This window comes from Aeromicrobium sp. CF4.19 (assembly GCF_051262555.1).
Classification (GTDB): domain Bacteria; phylum Actinomycetota; class Actinomycetes; order Propionibacteriales; family Nocardioidaceae; genus Aeromicrobium.
On the sequence record NZ_JBIMEU010000002.1, the window covers coordinates 434,830 to 447,500 of the forward strand.

Annotated in this window: 16 protein-coding genes; 11 read left to right on the forward strand and 5 right to left on the reverse strand. The window is 68.9% G+C overall.

Features of this window, described 5'->3' with window-relative positions:
* Positions 1-49 precede the first annotated feature (49 nt).
* Complete coding sequence (locus ACHAAC_RS06715; RefSeq protein ID WP_435715284.1) at positions 50-280, forward strand: DUF2188 domain-containing protein; 231 nt, start codon at positions 50-52, stop codon at positions 278-280.
* Between the two features lie 216 nt (positions 281-496).
* On the opposite strand, the gene ACHAAC_RS06720 is transcribed toward ACHAAC_RS06715, so the two are convergent.
* From ACHAAC_RS06720 to ACHAAC_RS06730, 3 genes are all read right to left on the reverse strand, one after another.
* Positions 497-1,921: a recombinase family protein gene (locus ACHAAC_RS06720; RefSeq protein ID WP_435715285.1), complete on the reverse strand. Its 1,425-nt coding sequence runs from the start codon at positions 1,919-1,921 to the stop codon at positions 497-499.
* 157 nt (positions 1,922-2,078) lie between these two features.
* Positions 2,079-2,780 carry an SDR family oxidoreductase gene (locus ACHAAC_RS06725; RefSeq protein WP_435715286.1) on the reverse strand — a complete coding sequence of 234 codons (702 nt, stop codon included), beginning with the start codon at positions 2,778-2,780 and terminating at the stop codon, positions 2,079-2,081.
* A complete protein-coding gene (locus ACHAAC_RS06730; protein ID WP_435715287.1) occupies positions 2,780-3,619 on the reverse strand; it encodes an undecaprenyl-diphosphate phosphatase in 840 nt (279 codons plus the stop codon). Before ACHAAC_RS06730 ends, ACHAAC_RS06725 begins: the two co-directional genes overlap by 1 nt.
* Positions 3,620-3,667: 48 nt before the next feature.
* Between ACHAAC_RS06730 and ACHAAC_RS06735 the strand changes: the two genes are divergently transcribed.
* Both ACHAAC_RS06735 and ACHAAC_RS06740 read left to right on the forward strand, forming a co-directional pair.
* Positions 3,668-4,630 (forward strand): aldo/keto reductase, encoded by a 963-nt coding sequence (locus tag ACHAAC_RS06735; protein WP_435715288.1) that lies wholly within the window; start codon positions 3,668-3,670, stop codon positions 4,628-4,630.
* Positions 4,630-4,815, forward strand: coding sequence for a DUF5703 family protein (locus ACHAAC_RS06740; RefSeq protein WP_435715289.1), 186 nt, complete (start codon positions 4,630-4,632; stop codon positions 4,813-4,815). Before ACHAAC_RS06735 ends, ACHAAC_RS06740 begins: the two co-directional genes overlap by 1 nt.
* On the opposite strand, the gene ACHAAC_RS06745 is transcribed toward ACHAAC_RS06740, so the two are convergent.
* Positions 4,790-6,193 (reverse strand): PLP-dependent aminotransferase family protein, encoded by a 1,404-nt coding sequence (locus ACHAAC_RS06745; RefSeq protein ID WP_435715290.1) that lies wholly within the window; start codon positions 6,191-6,193, stop codon positions 4,790-4,792. The two genes, ACHAAC_RS06740 and ACHAAC_RS06745, sit on opposite strands and share 26 nt — an antisense overlap.
* Between ACHAAC_RS06745 and ACHAAC_RS06750 the strand changes: the two genes are divergently transcribed.
* From ACHAAC_RS06750 to ACHAAC_RS06785, 8 genes are all read left to right on the forward strand, one after another.
* Positions 6,192-7,193 carry a DMT family transporter gene (locus ACHAAC_RS06750; RefSeq protein WP_435715291.1) on the forward strand — a complete coding sequence of 334 codons (1,002 nt, stop codon included), beginning with the start codon at positions 6,192-6,194 and terminating at the stop codon, positions 7,191-7,193. The genes ACHAAC_RS06745 and ACHAAC_RS06750 overlap by 2 nt on opposite strands.
* Complete coding sequence (locus tag ACHAAC_RS06755) at positions 7,190-7,465, forward strand: hypothetical protein (RefSeq protein WP_435715292.1); 276 nt, start codon at positions 7,190-7,192, stop codon at positions 7,463-7,465. Before ACHAAC_RS06750 ends, ACHAAC_RS06755 begins: the two co-directional genes overlap by 4 nt.
* Positions 7,466-7,578: 113 nt before the next feature.
* Complete coding sequence (locus ACHAAC_RS06760) at positions 7,579-8,250, forward strand: hypothetical protein (RefSeq protein ID WP_435715293.1); 672 nt, start codon at positions 7,579-7,581, stop codon at positions 8,248-8,250.
* A 268-nt stretch (positions 8,251-8,518) separates the two neighbouring features.
* Entirely contained in the window at positions 8,519-9,139 is a 621-nt protein-coding gene (locus ACHAAC_RS06765; protein ID WP_435715294.1) for a maleylpyruvate isomerase family mycothiol-dependent enzyme, read from the forward strand.
* A 129-nt stretch (positions 9,140-9,268) separates the two neighbouring features.
* Positions 9,269-9,742: a TetR/AcrR family transcriptional regulator gene (locus ACHAAC_RS06770; protein WP_435715295.1), complete on the forward strand. Its 474-nt coding sequence runs from the start codon at positions 9,269-9,271 to the stop codon at positions 9,740-9,742.
* Positions 9,739-10,098: a DMT family transporter gene (locus ACHAAC_RS06775; protein WP_435715296.1), complete on the forward strand. Its 360-nt coding sequence runs from the start codon at positions 9,739-9,741 to the stop codon at positions 10,096-10,098. The genes ACHAAC_RS06770 and ACHAAC_RS06775 overlap by 4 nt, the downstream gene beginning before the upstream one ends.
* On the forward strand, positions 10,098-10,421 hold the full coding sequence (locus tag ACHAAC_RS06780) for a DMT family transporter (RefSeq protein WP_435715297.1): 324 nt from the start codon (positions 10,098-10,100) through the stop codon (positions 10,419-10,421). The genes ACHAAC_RS06775 and ACHAAC_RS06780 overlap by 1 nt, the downstream gene beginning before the upstream one ends.
* 207 nt (positions 10,422-10,628) lie before the next feature.
* Positions 10,629-11,579, forward strand: coding sequence for a class II glutamine amidotransferase (locus tag ACHAAC_RS06785; protein ID WP_435715298.1), 951 nt, complete (start codon positions 10,629-10,631; stop codon positions 11,577-11,579).
* An 83-nt stretch (positions 11,580-11,662) separates the two neighbouring features.
* Here the strand turns inward: ACHAAC_RS06785 and ACHAAC_RS06790 are convergent, their stop codons facing one another.
* Positions 11,663-12,640 carry a GlxA family transcriptional regulator gene (locus ACHAAC_RS06790; RefSeq protein WP_435715299.1) on the reverse strand — a complete coding sequence of 326 codons (978 nt, stop codon included), beginning with the start codon at positions 12,638-12,640 and terminating at the stop codon, positions 11,663-11,665.
* Positions 12,641-12,671 lie beyond the last annotated feature (31 nt).

Genomic DNA, 12,671 nt, shown 5'->3' on the forward strand with positions numbered 1-12,671 from the left:
TAGCGTCATGTGTAACCCCCGACCCGCAGGGGCAACTGAAGGACTCGACATGGCAGCTGGAGACATCGAGACGTACTACGAGGACGGGCAGTGGAAGAACCGCCCGCAGGGCAACGGCCGCGCGTCGAACATGCACGACCGCAAGGCCGATGCTCAGTCCGTTGGTCGCGACATGGCCAAGGACCGGGGAGTCGAGCACGTCATCAAGAAGAAGGACGGCACGATCGGCGAGAAGAACACCTACCCGCGTTCCCGCGACCCGCGGGACAGCAAGGGCTGATGTTCTGAGCTGACGCCGTGAGGGCCCCGAGACGAAGCAAGCGTCTCGGGGCCCTTCGCCGTCACTCCAGACTAGACACCGTGCTCTTGCGCCAGTCGGGTGAGGAGCTGATGAACGTGCCAAACATGATGATCCGCGACCATCCCTTACGGATGGCGTGCAGCGAAACTGAAGCGAGTCCTCCCAAGCAGTAGAACGCCGAGCCCCCGATGTGCGTCAGGCGGGCATCAGGAAGGTGTTCTGGTCATGGAGCGCGTCAGTCTGACTGCCGACCTGATGGGTGAGCAGTTCGAGCAGCATTGCGTCTGGCTGGTGTTCGATCTTCCGCTCTACGGGCAGCCGTCCGGGGTGAACGATCCACTTGCCCACGACGCCGAGCATCCGGCACCGCTCGCCAGCATCACCGCGTTCCCAGTGCTCTGCCACCGTGTAGCCCGCATCCTGGACTTGGAAGACTCGCTCCTCGGGCATGTTCTGTGCGGCCCTGAGAGCCCGTTTGGCATCCCTCAGAGCCTGAAGTACTTCGTCCTCCTGTTCGTCGTCCAGGTCAGCGAGGAACGCCTGCTGCGCTGCCTCTAGGTGGATCTGCGCCGAGGCGATGGCTTCGGTCTTTGTGTCTGCCGAGTCTGTCCATGACGCGATCAATACGTCACGGCTGCCGTACTGGCTGAGGAACGTCTGCTCGATGTGACTGTCTGCTGTGTGAACCATCACCGAGGCTGAGGGCGAGCCCTTGGCGTGCTTGGCCCGGCCGCACTTGTAGGCGTTGTTGTTCGGTCTCGACACTCCCCCGCTGCTCTTGTAGAGCCTGAAACCACACTCGCTGCACGTGAGGGCAGCCCCGTACCCATCTTGATGAGCCCAGGGCTTCTTGTCCGGTCGGTTCATGTGCTCGCGGAGCCTGTTCCACTCAGCCATCGTCAGCAGGGCAGCGTCAGGGTCGATGCGAGGCACACCGTCGATGGTGACTACGCCATCGCCTTCGGGGGTCATGCCGGCAAGTCGGGGGTTGCGGAGCAGCGCGCTGAAGCCGGCCTTGCCGATCGGGAGATCCTCGACCACGCGAGCCTGGGCCTCTCCAGTGAGCACTCGGTCGATGGCGCTCTTCAGGATGGGTGCCTGTTCGTCCCAGTCAGGTCTGATGACGAGTCCTCGCCCGTTCGGGTTGTCCACCGACTTGAAACCGAAGGGGGCAGCGCCAACAGCATGGCGACCCTCCCTAGCGAATGCGGTCAGTGACTCCCGCCGACGCTCTCCGATGATGCCCGCTTCTAGCTCAGCGATCGCACCGAGCAGAGTGAGCAGGAAGCGACCCATCGGACCAGCCGTGTCGATGTTCTGCTCGATGAACGCGATAGACGCTCCCTGCGCCTCGATGCGTTCCACAAGATCGAGCAGGTCTCTCACGTTGCGCGCTGCCCGGTCGATCTTGGTGACGAGCACTCGGTCGCCGGGTCGCAGATCGTCCAGCAGCCGCTTGCCCGCGGGTCTCTCAGCAAACGGGATCTTGGACCCGCTCACGCTCTCGTCGGTGTAGTGGATCACCTCTGAGCCGAAGGCTTCGATCCGGCTAGTCTGCTTCGAGATCGAACCCGACCGTTCATTGTCCAGGCTGATCCGCTCATATCCGCGGTCTGTCATGGCGACATCCTACTCGGGGAGATCGTCAATCCCAGGAACTTCGAGAACATGCCCGAGCTGACGTGGACGTACGGCTACCCGGCCTGCATGGCCCTCATCGGCGGGCTGTGCGCGTACATCTACACCCGGTTCAAGAAGTCCGGCTGGCTGTAGCGCTTCAGCCCTTGGGCGAGAGGGTCGGCCGGACCGAGATGGTCTCGAACTGCGCCTCGTGCGGGGCGTCGACCGCCGTGCGCACCGCAGCGGCGATGGTCTCCGGGGCGATCATCCGCTCGGGGTGACCGTCCCCGCCGATGCCCGAGCGTCCCATGTCGGTGTCGACGAAGCCGGGGTGCACCGAGACGACGCGGACGCCGTTCTCGCGCTCCTCCTCGCGCAGGCAGTCACCGAAGGTGCGCAGGGCGAACTTGGTGGCGGAGTAGATCGAGCCGCCGGCGGTGGAGAACAGCCCGGCGCCGGAGTTCATCAGCACGACGGTGCCCTTGGCCTCCCGCAGGGCAGGCAGGAGACGAGCGGTGAGGTCGGCGACGCCGAAGACGTTCAGCTCGAACGCGGAGCGCCACTGCTCCCGCGTCGTGTCGATGACGTCCGGGCCGCCTGACGTGCCCGCGCAGTGCACCAGGACGTCGAGCCGTACCGGCAGCTCGGCGGCGTCCACGGACTCGCCGTCGGCGACGTCCAGCACGAGCACGGAGGCGTCGTCCAGCTGCGCCGCCAGCTCGGCGAGTGCGTCCTCGGTGCGGCCGACGAGCACGACGTGATGGGTCGCGGCGAGGTCGGTGGCGACGGCCCGGCCGATGCCGCGGGAGGCTCCGGTGACGAGGGCCACGGGACGCTGTGAGTGGGTGCTGACAGGCATCAGCCCACGGTAACCGAGGCGGTGATGACCCCGGCGCCCACGAGCACGAGCACCACGCTGCCCAGGGCGATGCGATAGGCCACGAAGGGGGCGTAGGAGTGCTTGCTGACGTACTGCAGCAGCCAGTGGATCACCGCGAGCCCGACCACGAACGCCACGACGGTGCCGACGATGGTCGGTCCCCAGCCGTACGCGTTCTCGCCACCGGGAATGTCCTTGAGCTTGTAGACGCCGGCGCCCACCACGGCCGGGATGGCCAGCAGGAACGCGTACCGCGTCGCGGCGGCCCGCTCGTACCCCAGGGCCAGGCCCATGCTGATCGTGGCGCCGGAGCGGGAGACGCCCGGCACGACGGCTGCGGCCTGCGCGGCACCGAGCAGCACGGCGTGTCCCCAGGAGAGGTCGGAGATGGGCTTGGCGTTGCGGCCGATCTTCTCCGCGACGCCCAGCACGATGCCCAGCGCGATGAGCATCGTGCCGATCACCCAGAGGTTGCGGAACTCCCGCTCGATGAAGTCCTCCAGCAGGAGACCGACGAGGACGATCGGCAGCGAGCCGATGATGATGAACCAGCCCATCCGCCACTCGAACGCCCGACGGGCCTCTGCGGAGAAGAGACCGCGCAGCCAGCCCGTCGCGATCGTCCAGATGTCGCGCCAGAAGTAGAGGACCACCGCCACCTCGGTGCCGATCTGCACGACGGCCGTGTAGGCGGCGCCGGGGTCGTCCCAGCCGAAGAACTTGGGGAAGATCGCCAGGTGGGCACTGCTGGAGATGGGCAGGAACTCGGTGAGCCCCTGCAGCAGCCCGAGCACCGCGGCGCGTAGGAAGTCGTCCACCGTGCGAGCCTAGCCACCGGCCCACCAGCGGCGGTCTAGGGTTCTCTCATGCGATACGGGCGTGTCGGCCATTCCGGGCTGGAGGTCTCCGGACTGGGGCTGGGGACGATGATGTTCGGCGTCCAGCTCGATGACCTGGCGGCCGAGGAGCAGCTGACCAGCTTCCTCGATGCCGGCGGAACTCTCGTGGACACGGCCCCCGTCTACGGCGACGGCGCCGGTGAGCAGGTCCTGGGCGCCGTGCTGGGCAAGCTCGGGGTGCGTGACGACGTCGTGCTGGCCAGCAAGTGCGCCGTCGGCGTGCGGCGCGGCGAGCTGGCAGCAGACGCCTCTCGTCGGGCCGTGCTCAGGCAGCTCGACGAGTCGCTGCGAGCGTTGGGCACCGACCACCTCGACCTGTGGCAGCTGCACGGGTGGGACGCCACCACCCCGTTCGACGAGACGCTCAGCGCGCTGGAGCACGCCGTCTCCTCCGGCCGCGTGCGCTACGTCGGCTTCTCCAACTTCAGTGGCTGGCAGACCGCCCTCGCGCAGACGGCCGTCGAGGCTCGACCGGCCGGGCTTTCCTTCATCAGCACGCAGATGCAGTACTCCCTGCTCGACCGCACCATCGAGGACGAGGTCGTCCCGGCGGCCCAGCACGTCGGCCTCGGACTCATCGCGTGGTCGCCGCTGGCTCGCGGCGTCCTCACCGGCAAGTACCGTCTCGGGACGCCCGCCGGCTCCCGAGCGGCCAACCCCGCGTGGGGCGTGCACATGGACCACTACCTGGGCCCCGAGTCCACTGCCATCGTCGATGCCGTGGTGCGTGCGGCGGAGGGACTGGACGTCGCGCCCACCCACGTGGCCCTGGCCTGGCTGCGCGGCCGGCCGACCGTCGCCTCACAGCTCGTCGGCGCCCGCACCACCGAACAGCTCGCGGTCAGCCTGGCGTCGGAGGACGTCGAGCTTCCCCCGGAGATCATCCAGGCCCTGGACGACGTCTCCTCGCCGGACGGGTGGGAGGACTGATGATCGAGTACGAGTTCTGGAACCTCGCCATTCCCCGGACACAGTCCCGCAACGCCGTCTGCCGCATGCTCACCCAGGCCGCCGAGTACCAGGGCTGGGAGCTGGACCGCCTGCGCAAGGACCCCTCCGGCCACCGCAGTGTCCGTCTGCGCCGCAAGATCATCCGGATGCGTCCGACGTTCTGAGCGACTCGGCGAGCAGCCGGGCTGCTGTCCCGAATGCCCCTGGGTCGGGTCCGGCGTAGTTGAGCCTGATGTACGGGCCGGAGGCCTCCGCGGGAAAGGACTCGTCCCCGGAGGTCACCAGCAGCCCGCGGGTCTCGCAGCTGCTGACGAGCCGATCCACCGCCGTCCCGTCCGGCAGACCAGCCCAGAGGTTCAGGCCCCCGCGCGGCACGGCTCCGATGGCGAGTGCCGGAGCGTGCTCGCGGATGTTCTCGACGAGAAGGTCCCTGCGGGAGCGCAGCTGGTGGCTCAGGCTGCGCAGGTGGGTGGGCCACCCCGGCTGGGTGAGGACATCCAGAGCGGCTGCCTGGAGCAGTCCACTGACGTACATCGCCTCGGCGCCGTTGTCGGCGAGGATGCGGTCGCGCACGGGGCCCCGGGCGATGACGGCTGCGACGCGGACGGACGGGGAGATGCTCTTGGTCAACGAGCGGAGGTAGATGACGTGGCCCGAGTCGTCACGAGCCGCGACGGGCTCGGCACGTGCATCGATGCCGAAGTCGTGGGCCCAGTCGTCCTCGATGAGGAACGCACCGTGGTCACGAATCACCTCGAGCACCTGTCCGGAGACCTCAGGCGACCACTGGGTGCCGGTGGGGTTGGCGAAGTTCGGCTGGACGTAGAACGCCCGGGCGCCGGTCTCGTCCAGGGCCCGGGCCACCGCTGACGGGTCTGGCCCGTCGGGGCCGGAGGGGATGGGCACGGCCTCGACGCCGGCTTGGGCGGCGGCCCGGATGGCGCCCCAGTAGGTGGGTGACTCGATGAGCAGGGTCTGGCCATCGGGGACGACCGAGCGGAACACCGACGCGAGACCGCTCTGGCTGCCGGGGACGACGACGACGTCGTTGGCGGTCGGCGACCCGATGCCGCCGAGCTCGTTGGCGAACCACGCTCGGAGATCTGCCAGGCCGGCAGCCGGTGCGCGCTCGAGTGCCGCGGCACTGCGCGACGCGCGGGTCAGGGCAGTCCTGACCAGGCGTTCGGGCAGCAAGCTGGAGTCCGGGTAGCCGGAGTGCAGCGTCAGCGTGTCAGCCGGTGTGGGCCGAAGGGCGGCAGCGACCGGTGGCAGGACGCGGCGAGGCCGACGGAGCGCGTCGGTCTGCCAGCTGTAGTCGTGCGACGCGGTCGCACGTGCCACCTGCGCGAAGGTCCCCACCCCGGGCCGGCTCTCGATGAGGCCTTGCGCGGTCAGCACCCGCAGTGCCTTCTGCACCGTGACCGGACTGACCTGGTGTTGTGCGACGAGGTCACGGGTCGAGGGCAGGCGTGATCCTGGAGTCGCTTCACCCAGCCAGGCGCGCAGCGCAGCGACGATGCGGGCGGTGCTATCGTTGGACATGTCAGATCATAGTAGCGCTATCGTTCGACCGTGGGGCCTGCTACCGGCCGATCATGCTGGGCTCTGGTGGGGGTTCCTGGGCGTCCTCGCCTTCTCCTTCACCGTGGTGCTCACTCGAGTCGCCGTGGACACGATGACCCCGTTGTTCATCGGTGCCGGCCGCGCCGTGGTCGCCGCCGCACTCGCGGGCGCCGCCCTGTGGATGACCCGCCAGGTGCTCCCGAGCAGGACCCAGTGGTTGCGCCTCTGCGTCGTTGGCGGAGGCGTCGTCATCGGATTCCCGCTGCTGACCTCCTTCGCTCTAGTCACAGCACCGGCCAGCCACGGCGCGATGGTCATCGCGCTCCTGCCGGCGGCCACGGCGGTCATGGTGGTCATCCGCGGCAAGGAGAACCCCCCGACGGCCTTCTGGGTCGCCGCCGGCGTCGGCGCCGTCGCGGCAGTGGGCTTCGCCTCCGTCCAGGGCGGGCGGATCGGGCAGCCTCACTGGGCGGACCTGCTGCTGCTGGGCGCCGTCGTGGCGGCCGCCATCGGGTATGCCGAGGGCGGGCTTCTCGCCCGCCAGCTCGGCGCCTGGCAGACGGTGTCCTGGGCGCTCGTGCTCTGCGCTCCACTCATGGTGGTGCTGACCGCGATTGCGGCGCTTCGCGACACGCCCTCCGGCGGAGCCGCGGAGTGGGCTTCGTTCGTCTACCTGGCCGTGGTCAGCATGTTCCTGGGCTTCTTCGCCTGGTACCGCGGTCTGGCGATCGGGCCGATGGCCCGTGTCAGTCAGATCCAGCTGCTCCAACCCGTTCTCAGCATCTGCTGGGCAGTGCTGCTGCTTCGCGAGCACGTCTCCTGGGCCACCGGCGCAGGTGCCGTTGCCGTCATCGTCTGCGCCGGGATCGCTGTGCGCGTCCGACTTCGAGAGGCCCGTCCCACCAGGACGACGGGAGGCGCGTGTGACGATGTTGAGACCTGCACGAGCGATCGAGGAGGGTCATGTCGGACTGGGTGAAACGCATTCTGCTGGTGGGGGTCGGGCTCCTCGTCTTCTCCGCCGTCCTGCGGGCCGTCTACGGATGGCTGATCTCCCTCGTCGCCGAGTCCGTCGCGAGCGGGGCCGAGGGCGAGCGGCGAGCCATCGACGTCATTGCGTTCGTGCTCGACATGGTGATCACCATCGCGACGCCCCTGGGTGCCGCCCTCGTCGCCGGTGCCGTCGTCCTGCACGGCCAACGCCCCGGACCCAGGACGAGCGAGGCCTCGACCTCCGAGGACAACACGTGATCACGTCCCGGCTGGCGGAGCCGGCTCTGGGCGCCATCCCCCATGCGACCCTCCCGCCGCAGGCTGGGAGGATCGGACGATGTCATGCCACCTGAGCCGCGAGCCCTGATCCGATGCAAGAGACACCCGGCAGCCAGCCGTACCGCATCATGCTGCGTCCGATCGCCAACCCCTTGCCGATCGGTCTGCTGGCGCTGCTGATCTCCACGACCAGCGTGGCCGCCCTGCAGCTGGGCTGGATCCCGGCGGACCAGTCGGTGGCGGTGGGGCGGATCGTCGTGGTCCTTGCGCTCGCCGTCCAGCTTCCCGGTGCCGCCTTCGGATTCCTCGCCCGCGACCCAGCGGCCGGGACGGGCATGGCCGTGCTCGGCGGCACCTGGTTGGCCATCGGCCTCACGTTGTCCCTCGGCGAGCCGGGCAGCACCAGCCCCGGTCTCGGCATCGCTCTGATCGCAGCCTCGGTGGCCCTGCTCGTTCCGATCGCCGTCTCGCTCGCCAAGCCGGTGACGATGATCGTGCTCTCCGTCAGCGCCGTGCGCTTCGCCCTGACGGGCGTAGTCCAGCTCGGCGCCCCGCCGGTGTGGGAGACGGCGGCCGGAGTCGTCGGAATCGTGCTGGGAGTCCTCGCGCTGTACGCCGCGATGGCCTTCGAGCTGGAGGACGTCCACCACCGCACGATCCTCCCGCTGGGACGCACCGGCCCGGCGCACCACGCCATGGAGTCCGGCATCGACGAGCAGCTGCGCGGCATCGAGCAGGAGGCCGGGGTCCGCCAGCAGCTCTGAGCCAGGAGCTCGGGCGGGCGGTGCGGAGCAGTGGTCAAGTGGTCCGTGGGCGGAACCAACGCCAGAGCATGTCCAGTTCACCAGGGCGTCAGCAAGGATGACGCCCAGGGCGAGGACCACGCCCGCCCTGCGGCGCAGGGCGAGGAGCAGTGCGGTGACCGGGTCGAGCACCGTGAGGGAGGCCCAGAACAGGCGTAGCGCGGCCGGGAACCCCGCGTAGGCGTCGATGCCGCCCACCACGAGGTCGAGCACGATCTAGCATCGGCTCATGGACACGATGGTCGCCGCCGTGCAGGAGCGGGCTGAGCTGCTCGACCTCCTCGAGGACCTGCGTGCCGATGAGTGGTCGGTGCAGTCGCTGTGTACAGGCTGGACGGTGCGCGACGTCGTGGCGCACCTGCTCAGCTACGAGGGCGTCGGGGCGGCCGACCTCGTGAAGCGGATGGTCCGTGGCCGGGGGCGGTTCGACCGGATCAACGCCGTGTCTGCCACCGGACTCGAGCACATGGACCCTGCTGAGCTGATCGAACGCCTGCGGGCCTTTCCCAGGCCAACGGGTCTGACCGCCGCGCGAGGTGGGGCGGTGGGTCTGGTCGACTGCCTGCTCCACCAGCAGGACATCCGTCGCCCCCTGGACCGACCGCGCGTGATCGACCCCGAGCGGCTCCGCTATGCGCTGGGCTTCACCGTCACCGCCCCGCCGCTGCGCGGCTTCTGGCACGTTCGCGGGACACGCGTCGTCGCCACCGACGTGGACTGGGCCCTCGGTCGAGGCCCGGAGGCCCGAGGGCCGGCCGAAGCGGTCCTGATGGCCCTCGCAGGACGCTCAGGCCCGGCCCACGAGCTGAACGGACCCGGAGCAGAGACCCTCCAGCAGCGACTGGGCTGAGCGGCTGGGCTCGAGGTTACTTTACCAACCGGAAGGTATGGTGGGGATAGGCCGTCAGCAGCCCACCGACCGTCGCAGCGCGAGGCAGCGATCACCGCAGCCCTCGGAGTCGTCCGAGAGGGCGGCGCCTTGTCCCTTGACTCCGCGGCTCGCGCGGCCGGCCTGACCAAGCCCGGGTTGATGTACCACTTCAGGACCAAGGAAGCGCTCGTGGCAGCCATGGTCGATCACGTCATCGACGTCCTTGAGGACGACCTCGCGAGCCTGGCCGCGGCATCTCGAGCCGATGCGACGCCGAAGGAACGACTGCGCGCCTACCTCACCTGGGCCACCTCCCGCCCGCATGATGCGGCCGATCTCGTCATGCTCAGCGACCCCAGGCTCAGGCTGCAGATGAGCGCACGCTGGGCCGACCGGTTCGGGCCATGGGTCGAGGTCCCCGACGACCTGCCGGCCCCCGAACGCGCCCGCCTGCACGCGGTCCGCCTCATCGCGGATGGCTGCTGGTTCTCCTCGGCCAGTGGCGTCCTCCCCCTCTCCGAGACCGACGGCCGCGCGGTGCTGCAGGCCGGTCTCGAGCTGCTCGAGGGGACCGTGGAATGACCAAGTGGCTCCTGCTCATCGGCGCTGTCGCCAGCGAGGTGACCGGGTCGCTGTCCCTCAAGGGCGCCCTCGACCATCCGCCGCTCTACGCCCTGGTGGCCCTGGGCTTCATCGCCGCCTTCGGTCTGCTCTCCGCGGTGCTGCGACGCGGCATGCCCCTGGGCGTGGCCTACGGCATCTGGGGAGCAATGGGCGTCTCAGCCACGGCAACGCTTTCCGCGCTCATCTACGACGAACCCCTCACGCCCCTCATGGTCGTCGGCCTCGTCCTCATCATCCTCGGTGTCCTCGTGGTCGAGCTGGGTTCACAGGCCGCGCAGAAGAAGACCCGCGACGCACCGGCAGAGGCCCCCTGATGCAGTGGTTCTTCCTCGCCTCGGCGATCGCCACCGAGCTCGTCGGCACCCTGTGCCTGCGCATGGCCGCGACGACCGACCGGCGCGCCTGGTACGCCGGCGTCGTCGCCGGCTACCTCCTCGCCTTCACCTTTCTCGCACTCACCCTCGACGAAGGCCTTGGCCTCGGCGTCGCCTACGGATTCTGGGCCGCTCTGGGCATCGCGCTCGCGGCTGTCGCCTCCCGCGTCCTCTTCAAGGAGCCGCTCACCCCGCTCATGGGAGCAGGCATCGCCCTCATCGTCACCGGCGTCCTCATCGTGGAGATCGGTGCCACCCACTGACGCGGTCCGGCTCAGCTTCAGAGGGTCAGTGTGGCGGGGTTGGTCATGGGATGACGTCGACGCTGCGTGGGGCGCCTCCTGGCCATAGGCTGCAGACGCTCGTGGTGTGCTGATCAGGTGTCTGAAGACACCCAGCCTCTCGAGGGGACACCGTGCCTGCGTCGAGCAGCACGCCACCGACCGAAGACCCGTCAGTGAGGGAGACGTATGTGCCGAGTGCTCGCCTACATCGGACCAGAAGTACCGCTGGAGAACCTGCTGCTCAAGCCGGAGAACAGTCTCGTCAACCAGGCCCTCGACCCGGAGGGCCACCCGGAGCTCCAGCTGGCGGGGTGGGGGTTCGGGGCCTGGAGCGAGCACCTGCTGAAGCCCGAGGCGCCCCTGCTGTACCGCCGCCCCATGGCCGCCTTCTACGACGACAACTCCACCGGCATCATCCCCAGCCTGCAGGCCAGCACCATGCTGGCCCACGTGCGGGCGAGCGCCTACGACGCGGGCGTCGTCCTGGCCGATGAGAACTGCCACCCCTTCTCCTACGAGGGCACCCCGTGGATCGTCGCCCAGAACGGTGACCTGCCGGGCTGGAAGGTCCTGCAGCGCGAGCTGCTCGCGCACTGCAAGGACGAGTACCTGACGCAGATGGTCGGCACCACGGACACCGAGTTCCTCTACGTGCTGCTGCTCTCCCTGCTCGAGGATGACAGCGACGAGGGCGTGCAGCGAGCTCTTGAGGAGATGGTGCGACTCATCGCCCAGGCGATGAAGGACCTCGACCTCGTCGCGCTGACCAAGCTGAAGATGGCCCTGGTCGCCCCCGACCGGATCATCGGCGTGAACGTCGGCCTGGGCCACGACGGTGAGACCCATCCGGAAGGGGACTGGAAGGAGCTCCGCGAGTCCGGCCCCGGCACCGACGACTACGCCCTCTCGATGCTCCTGGAGCCGATGTACCTGCTCATGGGCCGCAACTTCGAGCACGACGACACGACCTACGGCTTCGAGGACTGCGGCGAGGACGAGGCGACGGCCGTCATCTTCGCGTCCGAGCCCCTGACCGACAGCGTCGATGACTGGTTGACCCTGGAGTTCGGTGAGATCGTCTTCCTCGAGAAGAAGGGCGCGCACATCACGAGGAGCGTCAGCACGCTGAACGTGTAGGGGCGCTGGGAGCCAGGGGGATGATCCCCTCAGGCCGGCGGACGTGGGCCGCCCCGAGTGCCGCGCACCGGCTGTCGCGCTGCTCACTCAAGGGCGAACAGCGTTCGGTAGGAGCGCGGGCTGGTGCCCACGATCCGGTGGAACTGTGATCTCAGGGTCGACGCCGACTCGAAACCCACCGTCGCGGCGATCTCGGCCACCGTCAGCGTCGTCCGTTCGAGGTGTTCCTGCGCACGGCGGACCCGTTGCTCGGTCAGCCACGTCGTCGGTGTCATCCCGAGCTGTTCACCGAAGTGACGGGACAGCGTCCGTGTGCTGACGTGGCCTGCCGCGGCCATCTCGCCCACCGTGATGCCCTCGTGCAGGTGCTCCAGGCTCCAGTCGAGCACCGGGGCAAGGCTGCGGTCGGCAACTGCAACCGGTTGCGGCCGGATGAACTGGGCCTGGCCGCCCTCGCGGTGCGGCGCCACCACCATGCCTCTGGCCACGTCGTTGGCCACGGCTGCACCGTGGTCGCGCCGGACGAGCTCCAGGCACAGGTCGAGTCCGGAAGCCGTTCCTGCCGATGTCATCACGTCGGCGGTGCCCGCGTAGAGGACGTTCGGGTCGACCTTCACCCGAGGGTGCCGTGCAGCGAGCTGGTCGGCGTACATCCAGTGGGTGGTGGCGGGGATGCCGTCGAGGAGTCCGGCAGCCGCGAGCGTGAACGCCCCAGTGCACAGTCCGACGACCCGAGCGCCCCGTGCGTGCGCGGTCTTGATGGCGTCCACGAGCGCGGTGGGTACGTCGTGGTCCCAGGTCGGGAGCGCCGGCACCACGACGGTGTCCGCCTCCGCCAGGACGTCGAGCCCGCTCAACGAGCCCAGCATGAACGATCCGAAGTCGGCGCTCGGGTCCTCAGCACACAGGGCGACGTCGTACGGCGGCTCGACCAACCCGGGACGCGGAGTGGCGAAGACCTCCAGCGGAACGGCGATCTCGAACAGCGGCATGCCGGGGATCACGGCGACGGCAACCGTCCGCGAGCGCCTCGCGTCCTGGTCACGCTCGGACGGCTTCATCGATGTCCTCCGCTTCCTGATCGGTACCCTA